The 16,096-nt window shown below is 38.6% G+C and carries 14 protein-coding genes and 2 tRNA genes; 8 read left to right on the top strand and 8 right to left on the bottom strand.

The window, feature by feature from the left end:
• Positions 1-251 precede the first annotated feature (251 nt).
• Positions 252-824: a hypothetical protein gene (locus tag MMP60_RS15765; RefSeq protein WP_241337278.1), complete on the top strand. Its 573-nt coding sequence runs from the start codon at positions 252-254 to the stop codon at positions 822-824.
• Between the two features lie 24 nt (positions 825-848).
• Here MMP60_RS15765 and MMP60_RS15760 read toward each other — a convergent pair whose 3' ends face one another.
• Together MMP60_RS15760 and MMP60_RS15755 are read right to left on the bottom strand one after the other, a co-directional pair.
• On the bottom strand, positions 849-1,571 hold the full coding sequence (locus tag MMP60_RS15760; RefSeq protein WP_241337277.1) for a hypothetical protein: 723 nt from the start codon (positions 1,569-1,571) through the stop codon (positions 849-851).
• Between the two features lie 186 nt (positions 1,572-1,757).
• Entirely contained in the window at positions 1,758-2,447 is a 690-nt protein-coding gene (locus tag MMP60_RS15755) for a YggS family pyridoxal phosphate-dependent enzyme (RefSeq protein ID WP_241337276.1), read from the bottom strand.
• A gap of 124 nt (positions 2,448-2,571) precedes the next feature.
• On the opposite strand from MMP60_RS15755, the gene MMP60_RS15750 reads away from it, so the two are divergent.
• From MMP60_RS15750 to MMP60_RS15735, 4 genes are all read left to right on the top strand, one after another.
• A complete protein-coding gene (locus MMP60_RS15750; RefSeq protein ID WP_241337275.1) occupies positions 2,572-3,609 on the top strand; it encodes a type IV pilus twitching motility protein PilT in 1,038 nt (345 codons plus the stop codon).
• A 24-nt stretch (positions 3,610-3,633) separates the two neighbouring features.
• On the top strand, positions 3,634-4,752 hold the full coding sequence (locus tag MMP60_RS15745; RefSeq protein ID WP_241337274.1) for a PilT/PilU family type 4a pilus ATPase: 1,119 nt from the start codon (positions 3,634-3,636) through the stop codon (positions 4,750-4,752).
• 519 nt (positions 4,753-5,271) lie between these two features.
• Positions 5,272-6,252 carry a DUF6492 family protein gene (locus tag MMP60_RS15740; RefSeq protein ID WP_277603769.1) on the top strand — a complete coding sequence of 327 codons (981 nt, stop codon included), beginning with the start codon at positions 5,272-5,274 and terminating at the stop codon, positions 6,250-6,252.
• A gap of 71 nt (positions 6,253-6,323) precedes the next feature.
• Complete coding sequence (locus tag MMP60_RS15735) at positions 6,324-6,557, top strand: hypothetical protein (RefSeq protein ID WP_241337272.1); 234 nt, start codon at positions 6,324-6,326, stop codon at positions 6,555-6,557.
• A gap of 433 nt (positions 6,558-6,990) precedes the next feature.
• On the opposite strand, the gene glpD is transcribed toward MMP60_RS15735, so the two are convergent.
• The 3 genes from glpD to glpK all read right to left on the bottom strand — a co-directional run bounded on the left by glpD (position 6,991) and on the right by glpK (position 11,091).
• The gene (gene glpD, locus MMP60_RS15730) at positions 6,991-8,511 is read right to left on the bottom strand and encodes a glycerol-3-phosphate dehydrogenase (protein ID WP_241337271.1); all 1,521 of its coding nucleotides are present in this window, start codon (positions 8,509-8,511) and stop codon (positions 6,991-6,993) included.
• A 256-nt stretch (positions 8,512-8,767) separates the two neighbouring features.
• The gene (locus MMP60_RS15725; RefSeq protein WP_241337270.1) at positions 8,768-9,526 is read right to left on the bottom strand and encodes a DeoR family transcriptional regulator; all 759 of its coding nucleotides are present in this window, start codon (positions 9,524-9,526) and stop codon (positions 8,768-8,770) included.
• Between the two features lie 50 nt (positions 9,527-9,576).
• Entirely contained in the window at positions 9,577-11,091 is a 1,515-nt protein-coding gene (gene glpK, locus MMP60_RS15720; protein ID WP_241337269.1) for a glycerol kinase GlpK, read from the bottom strand.
• Positions 11,092-11,353: 262 nt separating this feature from the next.
• On the opposite strand from glpK, the gene MMP60_RS15715 reads away from it, so the two are divergent.
• Positions 11,354-11,776: a hypothetical protein gene (locus tag MMP60_RS15715; RefSeq protein ID WP_241337268.1), complete on the top strand. Its 423-nt coding sequence runs from the start codon at positions 11,354-11,356 to the stop codon at positions 11,774-11,776.
• A 347-nt stretch (positions 11,777-12,123) separates the two neighbouring features.
• Here MMP60_RS15715 and MMP60_RS15710 read toward each other — a convergent pair whose 3' ends face one another.
• Both MMP60_RS15710 and folD read right to left on the bottom strand, forming a co-directional pair.
• Positions 12,124-12,792, bottom strand: coding sequence for a 50S ribosomal protein L11 methyltransferase (locus MMP60_RS15710; protein ID WP_018679699.1), 669 nt, complete (start codon positions 12,790-12,792; stop codon positions 12,124-12,126).
• Between the two features lie 187 nt (positions 12,793-12,979).
• The gene (gene folD / locus MMP60_RS15705) at positions 12,980-13,828 is read right to left on the bottom strand and encodes a bifunctional methylenetetrahydrofolate dehydrogenase/methenyltetrahydrofolate cyclohydrolase FolD (RefSeq protein ID WP_241337267.1); all 849 of its coding nucleotides are present in this window, start codon (positions 13,826-13,828) and stop codon (positions 12,980-12,982) included.
• A 152-nt stretch (positions 13,829-13,980) separates the two neighbouring features.
• Here folD and MMP60_RS15700 point away from each other — a divergent pair.
• Both MMP60_RS15700 and MMP60_RS15695 read left to right on the top strand, forming a co-directional pair.
• Positions 13,981-14,054: transfer RNA gene (locus tag MMP60_RS15700), tRNA-Cys, on the top strand.
• A 14-nt stretch (positions 14,055-14,068) separates the two neighbouring features.
• Positions 14,069-14,154: transfer RNA gene (locus MMP60_RS15695), tRNA-Leu, on the top strand.
• 118 nt (positions 14,155-14,272) lie between these two features.
• Here MMP60_RS15695 and MMP60_RS15690 read toward each other — a convergent pair.
• Positions 14,273-16,033 carry an alkaline phosphatase D family protein gene (locus MMP60_RS15690; RefSeq protein ID WP_241337266.1) on the bottom strand — a complete coding sequence of 587 codons (1,761 nt, stop codon included), beginning with the start codon at positions 16,031-16,033 and terminating at the stop codon, positions 14,273-14,275.
• Positions 16,034-16,096: the final 63 nt, after the last annotated feature.

Below are 16,096 nucleotides of genomic sequence, written 5' to 3'. Positions count from 1 at the left end.
TCGTTTGAATTCCTTATCATTAAATCGTGTTAAATTTTCATATCTCATCTGATCAGTATAAAACATTTCTTACTTTCGCAAGAGATCTATTATTTCTCCTCATAAACTCAACCAATAGCGTTATCACTGAATTACTTTAATTATTATTTTTAAAAACGACATCTCATGTCGTATTTACTTAGAAAGAGATTGTTATTTCTCATAATTTTTACTATTTTATCAAAAAACATCAATTCAATATGAGAATTTTTATGGCTGCAATTAAACTGAGTGATGAGGAAGCTACTCATTTTTTTACAGAACAAGTTGGCAAAAATCACCCTTTCACGATTCTTCATCCAGAAATATTAAAAGAACAAATTTATCAAGCTGCCTTATATTCCAAGCAAAATCAAGGTGCTCATATCCCTGTGATTGTGCGTTTTCGGATTGAATTTTCTTATTTTCAGCCTCGTTTAAAACGATATTTTAATATTCATTTATATATACGAGCTACGATAGATTATTATTGGAATAAAAAAAGTAAAGGAGATGAAATCAGCCGGACTTATTTTACGACTGATTTTTATCTAAGAACCTATGACTTTTTTGATGTCCAAACCGAAAAAAAATATCATTTCTGTCTTAAAAATCCATTTGAAGTTCCAAATTTTTCCGCTACGCCTACAATTTATCGTCAAGTCGATTCTTTAAGCTATTTTTTAAAATATCGATTACCAAACATTAATGAAAACTTGATTCATTTTATTGACAGTGAAAAATTCAAAACCACACTATTTCTTGATTTTGAACGTCCAATCAACCAACAAATTAATGCCTTGTAAGAACAAGGCATTATTGAAAGTAAATTATTCTTTATCCGCAGGAAAGGCTTTAGGTGGCGGTGCATATTGAGATGAATCTTTTATTTCATCTTTCGAATCGGGAGATTCAAGTTGATAAATTGCTGTTCCAATAATGCCTGTATTTTGAATTGAACCATGATCCGAATTTGCAGCATAAGCATCTTCAGGCTGACTAAAAGTAAAAGATGCCACTGCGGAGTCGCTCTTACGGAAACCTTCTATCTGAATTGTGCTGTGCGGATGTAATACATAACCAGCGTTATTTCGTGAAGCCGTACTACCATTGAGTACATCGATACCATCTACACTTGCAACCACTTCGAAAGTATTATCTGTGTGGTTCTCATATTTTAATTGATAGCTTTGTCCGTCTTGACCTGAAAGATAATAGCTCTGACCATCTCGAAATAAAGGGAGTACATGATCGGCATCATCAACAATAGAGAAACTCATCTTCCCTGCTGCCAAAGAAATACTATTCACTGTTTTACCTTGGTATTGCTTATTAGCATAACGGACTTGTGATTCAGCAATCGCTTGGTCAGATAAACGAGCTAAATTCACCTCAGTCACATGTGAAGTAACTTCATCTCCCCATTTTGTACCCAGTTTTTCATCTGCCGCAACTTGAGCATTCTGCTCAGTAACGATTTCACTTTCTTTTTTACTGCATGCAGCTAAAAATAGACATAAAATAAAAGAGATTAAAAAATAGAATTTCTTCATTTTCAAACTAACCCTAAATTCAGTTTTTATCGTTGTGAGTAAATAATTTTTAATAGGTTATACAAACGCGATATAAACAATCAAAAAATTATTCTAAATTAAGCTGTTTTTTTCAGCAGTACATAAATTTTATATAATTGTAATTACTTCTCTATTTCTTAAAATAGAGAAGCTTCTACCTTGTTATTAAATACTTGAATAATCCCTCGCACCAAACAATGCCGTCCCTACCCGAACCATGGTTGAGCCTGCCGCAATTGCAGCATCCAAATCAGCCGACATGCCCATGCTTAAAGTATCCCAGTCTTGCGGCTGTGCATGCTGAGATTTTACTTGCTCAAATAAGGTTTTTGCATCTGCAAAAGCTGCATTATTCTCAGGAGTAGGAATAACCATCAATCCACGTAAACGGATATTCGGAAGCTGACTCATTTGCTGAACTAGTTCAACGACCTCTGCTGGCTGGCAACCATCTTTAGAATCTTGCCCATCAATATTCACTTGAATGCAGAGATTTAAAGGCTGCTGACTCAATAAACGCTGACTCGACAAACGCTCTGCAATCATCAAACGATCAACACCATGCACCCAAGCAAACTTTTCAGCTAAATGCTTGGTTTTATTTCGTTGGACATGACCAATAAAATGCCATTCGATATCCAAATCTTGTAATTCATCAATTTTAGTTAATGCTTCTTGCAAATAGTTTTCACCGAAACAACGCTGCCCAACTGCATACATTTCTCGTAAAGCTTGACTTGGGTGTGTCTTTGATACTGCTAACAATTGTACAGAAGTCGGCTCACGTTGAACGCGCAAACATGCTTGTTCTATCTGAATTAAAACATGTTGGCGGGATTGTTCAGATTTATTCATTGACACAGTTCTCACTTACAAAATCTTTTTTTCTTTCACATTCTATAATATGTTGGTAACACAGAGTGAAAGCCGTATATTATTCTATAAAAGAATGAGACATTTTGATTGTTTCGGGGAAATCATGGATATTACAGAATTACTAGCATTTGCAGTAAAAAACGGTGCTTCAGACTTACATCTTTCATCAGGTATGCCACCAATGATTCGTGTAGATGGTGAAGTCCGTCGTATTAATTTACCAGCACTAGAACATAAAGATGTACACCGTTTGGTGTACGACATCATGAATGATAAACAACGTCGTGATTATGAAGAAGATCTAGAAACAGACTTTTCATTTGAAGTACCCAATATTGCCCGTTTCCGTGTAAACGCATTCAACCAAAACCGTGGTGCAGGTGCAGTATTCCGTACCATTCCATCTAAAGTTTTAAGTATGGAAGACCTTGGTTTAGGTGCAATCTTTAAAGAAATCTGTGATTATCCACGTGGTATTGTATTGGTCACAGGCCCTACGGGTTCTGGTAAATCAACCACACTTGCAGCAATGATCGATTACATTAATGAAAACCGTTATGACCATATTTTAACGGTTGAAGATCCAATCGAATTTGTACATCAATCGAAAAAATGTTTGATTAACCAACGTGAAGTGCATCGTGATACTCATGGCTTTAATGCTGCACTTCGTTCCGCACTTCGTGAAGACCCTGACATTATTCTTGTCGGTGAGATGCGTGACTTAGAAACCATTCGACTTGCATTAACTGCGGCTGAAACAGGTCACTTGGTTTTTGGTACACTACATACGACCTCTGCTGCGAAAACCATTGACCGTGTCATCGACGTATTCCCTGCCGAAGAAAAAGACATGGTTCGTGCCATGCTTTCTGAATCATTACAGGCTGTAATTTCTCAGACCCTATTAAAGAAAAATGGTGGTGGTCGTGTTGCAGCGCATGAAATCATGATCGGAATTCCTGCAATTCGTAACCTTGTTCGTGAAAATAAAGTTGCTCAGATGTATTCTGCCATCCAAACGGGTGCAAACTACGGTATGACCACACTTGACCAGAGTCTTAAAACTTTGGTTTCGAAAGGTATCATTAGCACTCAAAGTGCCCGTACTGCAGCAAAACAACCTGAGTCATTCCTATAATAATAAATGGATTAGAGAAATATCATGGACTTTAATGATTTACTCAATTTAATGATTCAACAAAGTGCATCTGATTTATTTGTCACTGCGGACGTTGAACCATCAATGAAGATCAATGGGCAAATTGTACCTGTTGCAAAAACCAAGTTATCAGGTGAAGTCGTTGGTCAATTACTAAATTCGATTATGTCGGATAAACAACGTAAAGAATTTGCTGAAACACGTGAATGTAACTTTGCGATTGTCAATCGTGAAAAAACTGCACGTTTCCGTGTGAGTGCTTTCCAACAACGTGATATGCCTGGGATGGTTTTACGTCGTATTGAGACAGTCATTCCAACAATGGATGAACTCAAGCTCCCTAGCGTGCTGAAAGAACTTGCCATGACCAAACGTGGCATTATTATCTTTGTCGGTGCAACAGGTACAGGTAAATCAACGTCATTGGCTTCAATGATTGGTTATCGCAACCAAAACTCAAAGGGTCATATCATTACCATTGAAGACCCGATTGAATTTGTACACCAACATGCAGGTTGTATCGTCACTCAGCGTGAAGTCGGGATTGATACAGATTCATTTGAAGTCGCATTGAAAAATACACTTCGCCAAGCACCCGATGTGATCTTAATTGGTGAGATTCGTTCACGTGAAACCATGGACTATGCGATTGCTTTTGCTGAAACGGGTCACTTAGTACTGGCAACACTGCATGCAAACAATGCCAACCAAGCACTCGATCGTATTGTCCATTTCTTTGAAGCTGATCGTCACAACCAATTACATATGGATTTGTCACTCAATCTCAAAGCGATGGTTGCTCAGCAGCTTATTCCGACGCCAGATGGTCATTCACGCCGTGCAGCAATTGAAATCTTGATTAATACCCCACTTTTAGCAGATTACATTCGTAAAGGTGAAGTTCACGAAATTAAAGATTTGATGAAACGCTCTCGTGAATTAGGTATGCAGACTTTTGACCAAGCATTATTCGATCTGTATAAAGCGGGTGAAATCACTTATAAAGATGCACTAAAACATGCTGACTCACCAAATGATTTACGTCTAACAATTAAGCTTTCGGAAGATGGCGCAGATCAATTGTTAAGTGCGAGCCGAAATATTACCTTTGATGGTCAATAACTTAGATTCTCATAAGAAGTGCAACAGAGATTAATTTAGGCTTGGAGCAAGATGGGATAGCATTTTGCAATCGACCGACTAAAGTCAAAGTTGTACGTTATATAAAAAGGTCGCAATCGCGACCTTTTTATTTGGCGGATTCAGTAATGGAATGCAACACTTTTGTAATGTAGTTGAGAAAGTAATAATGCTGCCCCCCAACCAAAGAAATGCCACAAACCATCAACGTAGTGACACGTCAGAAAATCTGAAGATTTTGGTTTCACCACGACTAGAAATATCTTAAATAATACGCCTGTTCAGCCCTATAACTCATATACTTATAACGCATACGTTGCCTAACTAAATCAAGCGATTTTGGCTGTTGAACTGACATTTTATTATCCTTGTTATTTTTATTATTTGATGATAGTTTTAAGTTCATATAAATCAATTATTTTTGTTTTATTTTTAATCAACTAGGTGTCTTATGCCGCAGAATTTGGAATCTTATGTGTCACTTCTGCCACATAAGATTAGTTGGGCTCACCAGAAATTCAGATAATTATGAACACATGCCTCATTACTCCTACATATTTTGGCGATATTGATCAGTTCGCCATTCTTAGGAAAACGATTCTAGCTTTTGCGCCACAATATAAACACCTCGTTATTGTCGAGAGTGAAGACTTCTCTATTTTTAACGAAAATTTTGGGCGCGATAAAAATATTGAAATAATAAAAACAGCAGATGTCTTACCATCGGAAATAGAGCAGCGTAGAAAAAGAGACTCGCCCTATAAAATAGTGCGCAGCGTTAAAAAACGTTTGCTGCGAAAAAAAAGACATATTGACGGATGGAAAGCTCAGCAATTTTCAAAAATTTATGCTCTTGCAGGCATAAATGAAACAAGAGGCATTTTTATTGACTCAGATTTGTTTATATGCCGAAATATACTTGATACTAGTTTCAGCAGAAATGGAAAAACAAAACTATACTGCAGGTCTGCCATTAATGCAGAATCACTTGATTTCGATATTTCCACGCATGAAATTTTCGGAAACGATTTGCACAAGATACGACCAGATGAGTTAATGGATTACATCTTTCAGCCTGCTTGTTTCAACAAGAAAACTGCGAATATTCTTTTGTCAAAGATGAATGAACTTCATGGATTAAAATGGCATGAAAGATTTTTAGCTGAAAAACGCCCATCAGAATTTAATTTGCTCGGTTACACAGCGTCCATACTCGAAAATTTAGAGAATTATGAGGTAATTAATTGCGATCCAGAAGACCTGCATAGCTCACTTAGATATCAAGAAGATAGAGATAAGACGCAATTGGAACTCGCGAAATTTACAGACCAACCTAAAGACTTTTTCTTAATTCAATCCACACTTAAACTTCCCATCAATCACGTGCACGAAATATGCAGCAATGTATTTGAAGCAGTTGACCAACAAGGCACTCCAGCCGACCCACTTGCCTTCGCTTCGCTGCGGCAAGCAGTCGGCTGAGTCTGCTGGTTAGCTATCAACAAACAGCCTACATATCCTAAAAAAACTCAGCCACCCCACCAATAGACATCATGAATAAACTTGGCTACAACATTGAGTTTGACAGTAACGCTTCGTATATGAACTACTCAATCGACTTTGAGGCTATGGCTAAGCACTTAGCTGCCATCAAAAAATCTGCAGACGCACTTAATGTAGGAATTCGTGTTGTTATCTTCGACAATGCGTTTCAGAAGAAACTGAAAGCAACGCCCACAGGGAAATCGCTTATCACGACTATGAAATTTTCTACAAAAAAAACCTGAGTACGACATGACGAACACTATCGCATCGACTTCATCGTACCATTCAGATAATCATCGCATATTTTACATATTAAGGTTGTTACCACCTTTTTCTTTCCAACGCCAAGCGGCTAACTCAACGTTAGGCATACGGATAACCAAGCAATTTTTGCGCTGCGAGCATTGCATGCAGTGAACTATTACGATGATAACTCTACTCAGCCCCCAAATAACCAAATGAGTAATTTGCCCATGTTCGGTTTTATCAAAACACTCTAAAATCAAGCATCAATTAATAAATGATTTAAATCATCAATGCATCGAATAAATGACAACATTCGCATCCCCCAAAGCCCCCTGCACCTCCATCAGTACCTAACCTGAGTTCATCGAATTCAGGTTAAGTAGATAAAGGGCTTTTTAAAGACAGGGCTTTGATACTGCTATACAATTTTTAAGCTGCTTCGTTACTATGTGTTTTTACAGTCAGATAGGCATCCAAAGCTTCTGTTTCTTTTTGCGTGAAATTGAGCCCTAGTTTAGAACGTCTCCACAATACATCCTGACTGGTGGTTACCCATTCAGCAGTACATAAATAATCAACTTCTTTGACATACAAACCTTGACCAAAATGTTGCCCTAACTGCTCAACAGAAGTGACTTCACCTAAAAAATTCCAAACACGAGAACCATACGCACAAGCCCAACGTTTTGCCAAAGCATCAGAAGCATCTGTAATTTGCGCACGAATCTCCTGTATCAATTGTGCAACAGACTGCATATTCTCCCCGCCTGGTAAAGCTTCAGTCGCAGTCCAACTCTCTTGCATTTCAGGGAAAAAAGCTTTGAGCTGCTGCATAGCCGATTCAGCCAACTTACGATAAGTTGTTAATTTTCCGCCAAACACAGACAGTAACGGTGCTTGATCATCTGCTTCTTTAGAGAGTGCCAAAGTATAATCACGTGTAATTGCAGAAGGATTATCTGATTCATCATCACAGAGTGGACGCACACCTGCAAAAGTTGACACAATATCAGCTTGCGTGAGCTGTTTTTTGAAATGTGCATTACTCACTTCAATCAAATAATCAATTTCTTCTTGCGTAATTTTAACTTGCGCAGGGTCACCTTGATATTCATGATCCGTTGTCCCAATCATGGTGTATTGATCCAAATACGGAATTGCGAACACAATACGGCGATCATCATTTTGCATAATAAATGCTTTATCGCCTTCATACAGCTTCGGCACAATAATATGACTACCTTGAATCAGACGAATACCATACGGTGATTGAAGCTGTAAATCTTGTTTGATGAATTGTGCAACCCAAGGACCCGCAGCATTCACGAGTACTTTTGCCTTAATCTGGAATTGACCTTGCGCATTTTCCAAATCCACAACCCAATACTGCCCTTCACGTTGTGCAGACAAACAACGTGTACGAGTCACAACCTCTGCGCCTTTCTCACGGGCATGCATCGCATTGAGTACGACCAAACGAGCATCATCAACAGCACAATCTGAATATTCAAAACCACGTGTAATTGCCGAATTTAAAGGGCTGTCTTCTTTAAAATAGACATTGTTCGAACCCAATAATTTTTCACGCTTACCTAAGTGATCATAAAAGAATAGACCTGTACGAATTAACCATGCAGGGCGAAGATGTGGACGATGCGGCATGATAAACCGCATTGGACGAATAATATGGGGTGCTTTAGCCAATAAAACTTCACGTTCAGCCAATGCTTCACGCACCAAACGAAATTCCTTGTGCTCTAAATAGCGTAAACCACCATGAATGAGCTTACTGCTTGCAGACGAAGTATGACTGGCTAAATCGTCTTTTTCACACAAGAATACCGACAAACCACGCCCTGATGCATCAGCCGCAATACCAACACCATTGATACCACCACCAATTACAGCAAGGTCATAAATTCTTTCATTTGTCTGAGGAGAAGTTTGCATAAATCACCGCAAATTTTCATTATTTTTCGATAATGAAAATTTAAACATATAAAGTGAAAATAAACAATAAAAAATAGACTAAAAAATGCCAATTTATAGACATTTTTAGATAAATGGTAAAATTAAGGTTTGGGATTAAATTTCTAAAAATTGGCTAAGCAACTTTATTTATAAGACTAAATATATTTTTTATAGCAAATATCTTGAGCCAAATTGATCAGCTCAAGAAAAGTAACAATTTTTCGAAAATGAAGATTTATTTTGCAACAATCAAACCGACATCTAAATCTCGAATCATTTTTATAAATTCTTCATTCGGTTGTTGATCAGTAAAAATACAATCCACTTGTTTAAGTGAGCCTAAACGAATCATCGCATTACGACCAAACTTACTGCTATCGGCGGCTAAAAAAACTTGGCGTGCGCTTGAAAGAATCTCTTGAGAGACGCACACTTCCTGAAAATCAAAATCCAGCAATGTACCATCCGCTTCAATACCACTAATACCGACAAGCGCATAATCAGCTTTAAACTGTTTAAAAAAATCTGCCGTTGCCTGCCCAATGACGCCACCATCTGGACGAACACGACCACTGGCAATCAACACTTCAAAGTCTTCTTTGGTACTGAGGATTTTTGCAACATTCAGGTTATTGGTAATAATTTTTAAACCAGTGTGATTGAGTAAGGCATGTGCAATTGCTTCAGTTGTTGTACCAATATTAATAAATAATGAAGCATGATCTGGAACAGCAGCAGCAACCGCCTCCGCAATCGTTCTCTTTTGCTCAAGCATGTGCCCAACACGCATAGTATATTCAGTATTTTCAACACTCGAATCATGCGCAGCGCCGCCATGATAACGCCGTAATAACCCTTCATCTGCCAATTGATTGATATCACGGCGAATAGTTTGGGGAGTCACATCAAAATGTTGAGCAAGTTCTTCAATACTAATATAACCACGCTCTCGTACTAATTCGAGGGTTTTCTGTTGGCGCAGTATCAAGCTCATGCTCATCCATCCTATGTTATTCACGGCATATTATATGGGACTATTTTAGCTTAATCTTCCGCCCAATCTCGAGTACGTCCGACAGCTTTTAACCAACCTTTATACAATTTTTCAGTTTGATCCTGACTGCATTCAGGTATAAAGGTTCGTTCGATCGACATTCTACTCTTCAATTCATTTAAATCCGACCAAAAACCGACAGCTAAACCAGCCAAAAATGCAGCTCCCATCCCTGTCGTTTCTTTCATCGCAGGACGTTCAACCGAAGTTGACAGAATATCCGCTTGGAATTGCATCAAGAAGTTATTCGCCGTTACACCACCATCCACACGTAATGTCCGCAGCTTTTCACCAGAGTCCTGCTGCATTGCATCTAAAACGTCACGTGTTTGATAAGCAATCGACTCTAGTGTCGCACGAATAATATGCTCAATACTCACACCACGTGTAATACCCAAGATCGCACCACGTGCGGTTGGGTCCCAATATGGCGCACCCAGACCTGTAAATGCAGGAACAACATATACGCCATTACTATCTTTCACTTTGGTGGCATAATATTCAGAATCATACGAATCATTAATCGCTTTGAGTTCGTCACGCAGCCATTGCACACATGATCCACCATTAAACACTGCACCTTCTAGAGCGTAATTCACTTCACCTTTTGCACCACATGCAATCGTAGTCAGTAAACCATGTTCAGATTGAACAATACGCTTCCCTGTATTCATCAATAAGAAACAACCCGTCCCATAGGTATTCTTTGCCTGCCCGACTTCTACACACATTTGTCCAAATAATGCAGCTTGTTGATCCCCTGCAATACCTGCGATTGGAATTCCAACTTCTTGACCACTAATGGTATGTGTATATCCATACACTTCAGAAGAACTACGAACCTCAGGCAACATTGCTTTAGGAATATTTAAAGCTTCTAAAAGTTTGTCATCCCATTCCAACGTTTCTATATTAAACAACATTGTACGTGAAGCATTGGTATAGTCAGTCACATGAACTTGACCATTAGTCAATTTCCAAATCAACCACGTATCCACCGTACCAAATAAAAGCTCACCGCGCTCTGCACGCTCACGACTTCCGTCAACACGATCAAGAATCCATTTAATTTTTGTCGCTGAAAAATATGGATCAATCACTAGACCCGTCACTTTACGAACATAGTCATCCCAACCATCTTGATGTAGTTGATTACAGATCTCATTGCTCTGACGGCTTTGCCAAACAATGGCGTTATAAATTGGCTTCCCTGTTTTTTTATCCCAAATGATCGTCGTTTCACGCTGGTTGGTAATCCCAATCCCAGCAATTTGATCACTTGAAATCCCTGCTTGCGCCAATGCTTCAACCCAAACAGAACTCTGAGTTGCCCAAATTTCCATAGGATCATGCTCAACCCAACCTGGCTGTGGGTAAATTTGCGTAAATTCACGCTGAGCAATACTGATAACATTTGCATCATGATCCAACACGATTGCTCGTGAACTTGTTGTACCTTGGTCAAACGCAACCACATATTTTTTTTGACTATCTGTAGAGATCATGACACACCTATCCAGACTTGCCTTATAACAGACCAATAAACTAAATGCCCGTTAAAACGAGCAAAAATACTGCAATCAATAAAGCAATGACTTTTGTATTGAATAAAAAATTTGGCAGATTATATGCAAAATTGTTCGAAAACGAAAATTTTTTCTTTAATTTTGAACCCCAATACGATGAATAACCCTAGTTGTAAAGATTACTCACAATACAGATCTTATTTTATGCCATACTAATTATAGAAATAATAGGATCATAGATATGAAAAAAACCAATTTATTCCTTATCATAAGCAATGCTGTTCTCATCACCGCATGCCAAAGTATGCCCCATCAATTCAATGGCGTAACAGGTTATCAAATAGAAAATAAAACAACGACTTCGGCAACAATTGCCTACACGCTTGCAGCACGTAATAATCAAGATTTGGATGAAAAGAAACTACAACATGCTTGCAATCAAGTTTTAGGCATAGGAAAAACTTATAAAATTTCGATACTCAGCGTCAATGAAATTATAAATACCGCCCAACAAGAACAATATGGTGTAAAACTCGGGAACAGCCGTGCAACTTTTGGGCTTTCAAACTCACCTGATTTCAATAACAGTGAAGGCTATGCAACACGTCAAGCACTTGAAACTCGCCCTAGTACGCTCAAAGTCGTTCGTTATACTTGTTCTTAATAAAATCAAAGATCAAATACCATATCTGTAATATGGTATTTGATTAGAATACATTATTCATTACCATGTCTTTCATTATCTTATTATCAGCAAACATCTTCAGATCTACCTAAAGATGGATGAATATAGTTTATTCAAACTAAGGCTAAATGCCTTTCACTTCAATACACTCAAAGTCCCCACCAGTTTATTCTGATCTACAGCGGAAAAAATCTTCGCCAAAAGTAAACTGGCATGCCCATATCTTCATCGCAAAGAAGCGTTATCATAAAGCCCTAATTTATCAAATGCTCACAATCAAAAGTTTTGATTTAATCATTTTTGATGCTTTTAAAAAAACGCTGTAATCACAGCGTTTTATAAAAACTAACATTTCTAAACTCTTTGGATTCATCCAAATCAGGCCAAGTCGTTGCACTTCGTTCATCTATTTTCATATATTGAGGATGGCTAAAGTTTTTAACTCGGCTATCCGCAACCCAAACCTCTGGTGCAAACTTAAGAAATTCATCTAAAAAGAAACGATTGCATTGATCATATAGGACGTCCGCAGCCAGTAATACATCGACTTGCTCAGATTTATATAAATCATCCAAGTACTCAAGTTCGACGTTATTTAACAATGCATTTTCACGACATGATGCCAAACTGACCTGATCAATGTCACAGCAAATCACGCGCTTCGCACCTGCCATTTTTGCAGCAATTGCAACCACACCAGAACCTGCACCAAAATCTAAGACCACTTTGTCTTTTACATGATGAGGCTCAGCGAGTAACCATTGCGCCATCGCCAAACCAGAAGCCCAACAAAAAATCCAATACGGCGTTTCATTCCAGATACGACGAATCACTTCGTCATCTAAACGATCTGTTGGAAACACAGGTGGAATTAACCATAAAGAAATCGGCGTTTCGGGTAGCTGTTGCGCTAATAAATCTGTGCTTGGAATAACATCATGCAACGCTTTCAGCAATTGCTCAGGCGCTTTAGCAAATTGGAATGTACAACTCATATTTATGCAATTCTAAAAAAACCCCTCTAGGCGAGTAATACCAGTCAGTTAAGCGTAATTTAATTATTACTGATTAATAAATCTCCCCTAACCCCTCTTTGAAAAAGAGGGAAAGCATCGCTTCGCAAGGAGGGATTAAAAATGCTTAACTGACCAGTATTGCCGCTTGGAGAGGGGTTATTAATATTTATCCTAATGCTTTTTCAGCAGCTTCAACAGTTTGACGAATCAATGTTGTAATCGTCATTGGACCTACACCACCTGGAACTGGTGTATATGCAGATGCAACATCTTCAATACCCACCAATTGAATATCACCGACACCACCACCATCACGTGGATGGAAACCAGCATCAACAACAACTGCACCTTGCTTGATCCAATCTTTTTGAATCAATTCAGCTTTACCCACTGCACCTACAATAATATCTGCCTGTTTGACTAATTCAGGTAGATTTTGGGTACGTGAATGGCAGATTGTTACTGTTGCATTTGCTTGTAACAACATCATTGCCATTGGCTTACCAAGGATAGCAGAGCGACCAACAACAACTGCATGTTTACCCGCGATCTCAATCTTGTTTTCTTGCAAGATTGTCATAATACCTGCTGGAGTTGCAGAACCATAAGCTGCTTCACCCATTGCCATACGACCAAAACCGAGACATGTTACACCATCAACATCTTTCGCCAATGAAATCGCATCAAAACATGCTCTTTCATCAATTTGTTCAGGCACTGGATGCTGCAACAAAATACCGTGTACATCTGGATTAGCATTTAATTTTTCAATCTCAGCCAATAATTGCTCTGTTGTTGTTTCTTTTGGAAGCTCAACTTTCAGTGAATCCATACCGACACGGCGACATGCATTACCCTTCATACGCACATACGTTGCCGATGCACCATCATCACCAACCAAAATTGTTGCCAAAATTGGGGTACGTCCCGTTTTTGCTTTTAATGCTTCTACACGAACCAACAAATCAGCTTCGATTTGTGTTGCCAACGCACGACCGTCTAAAACCAATGCCACAGCGCATCTCCAAAGTGGGTATGAATCAATTGCGTAAATAATACATGATAATTTGACCAATATTCTTTTAGATGTTGTTTTTATGTGCATATTCACGGCAAACACTATTGTTTTTTTTCTAAAGGTTGCTAATATGTGCATCACCAAATGATGGCGGGGTGGCAGAATGGTCATGCAGCGGACTGCAACTCCGTGTACGCCGGTTCGATTCCGACCCCCGCCTCCAAATTTGGTTTTAAAGCCCGAGTGGTGAAATCGGTAGACACAGGGGATTTAAAATCCCCCGCCCACAAAGCGTGCCAGTTCGAGTCTGGCCTCGGGCACCATTTTTCAACTAATGAAAAATGGTGCAAATAAAAATCCAGCGCAAGCTGGTTTTTTTATGTCTGTCATTTAATAAATAAAAAAGCCAAACATTAACGTCTGGCTCGATGTATCAATCGTTTACGCAACTTGCTGTGCCGTTTTTACTGGCAACAAATTCTTATCAAAACTGAGCTGATATTGTCTAGCTGTATCAACAACATATTCAGCTTTCTTAATTGAATCGACATACATCCATTGTGATTGAACCTGAGTTTCATCAAATTGAACAATTAAGTAACCACGTTGATTCAGGTTGCAGTAATTCAACTCATCAATCAATGTGGTGAAGGCAAATTCAAACTGCTGTAACTGAGCCAATGGAATACTTAAATACTTCTCTAAACCCGGTGATGAAATCGAACTGGTCGCTAATTCCACACCCACAAATGCGCCATCTTTACTATATAAATTAGAAGACCATGCATTATGGGTATCCCCTGCCAACACCACAACTTTTTTATTTAATTGTGCCAAAGTGCCGTATAAAATTTCACGCTCAACAAAATAACCATCCCATGCATCTAAGTTATAAGGTGCAACTGTCTGGACACGCGCTTTTTCTTGTGGGGTTAAGGTTGGATCACCTTGTTGCAAACGAATTTTTAACTTCACCAATTCAGTGATTTGTGCATTCATTTGACTTAAAGCTTCTGCACTCGGATTACCCGATACGATCGCAGCCAAAGATAATAATAACTCAGTTGGGATCAACATTTTCGCCATTAATATTTGTTGACCCAAGACATTCCATGTCGCATTAGATTGTTGGAGTTTTCCGAGCAACCAATCCCGTTGGGCATATCCCATCAAAGTACGTGCAGGGTCGGTTAAGTCCGCTTGGAATTTTGCAGCATTCAAACCATTTGCGGTCATATAATCTGCATAATCTAATTGCTTATCACGCGCGATAATGCGTGTATCCAACATGGTGAGCTGAACGAGATTACCAAAATCAAATTGTCGATAAATCTTGACATGCTGATCATCAATTGGACGAATTGGCATCCACTCAAAATATGCTTGCAATGCTGCTAATTTACGATCAAGGAATGAACCTTCATTGGCTTGATGATTGTCAGCGCCTTCTCTCCAAGTATCATTGGCTAACTCATGGTCATCCCAGATCACAATAAAAGGATGGCGATGATGTAAAGCTTGTAAGTCCTTATCTTTACGATATAAGGCATAGCGTTTGCGATAATCATCTAATTTGATAATTTCTTTATTATTATCTGCAGGAAGCGTACGTCCTAATTTCACTGCATCTTCTGTCGCATAACCATCAGCACCATATTCATAAATATAATCGCCTAGATGAATCACTACATCTACATTTTGTTTTGCCATTTCACGGTAAACATAAAAATAGCCTGCTGGATAATTAGAGCATGAGCACACAGCAAAACTGACCTTTGATGTACTGGTCGGCAAGGTTTTAGTCTGACCCACTGGCGAAATTTTATCGCCAAAAACGAAACGATAAAAATAGCTTTGATTTGCAGTTAGACCTGTCGCATCAACTTTCACGGTAAAATCTTGCGATGCAGAGGTTGTCACCTTATCTGTTTTAATAATTTGTTTAAATTGACTGTCTAAGGCAATTTGCCATGTCACTTGTAAACGCGCACTTAAATCGCTTGGAGTAAGACGTGTCCATAAAATCACTCGATCCTGTAATGGATCGCCACTCGCAACACCATGATCAAAATTGACTTGTAAAGCCGCTGTTTCTTGGTCTGAACTATCATTACATCCTGTAAAACCAACCGATAAAGATAAAGCCCCAAAACCAAATAAACTTTTCTGAATGAGTTCCCGTCGTGAAATTTTTGCTGTCATCTGATTGCTACCTTAATTTTATTACTACAAACAATAAAAGTTAATTAACTTAGATGAAGCTTT

Origin of the sequence: Acinetobacter sp. ANC 4805, from assembly GCF_022549495.1 — a bacterium.
Classification (GTDB): Bacteria; Pseudomonadota; Gammaproteobacteria; order Pseudomonadales; family Moraxellaceae; genus Acinetobacter.
Note: the sequence above shows the minus strand (reverse complement) of the source record. Positions and strands in the feature narration are given on the sequence as shown.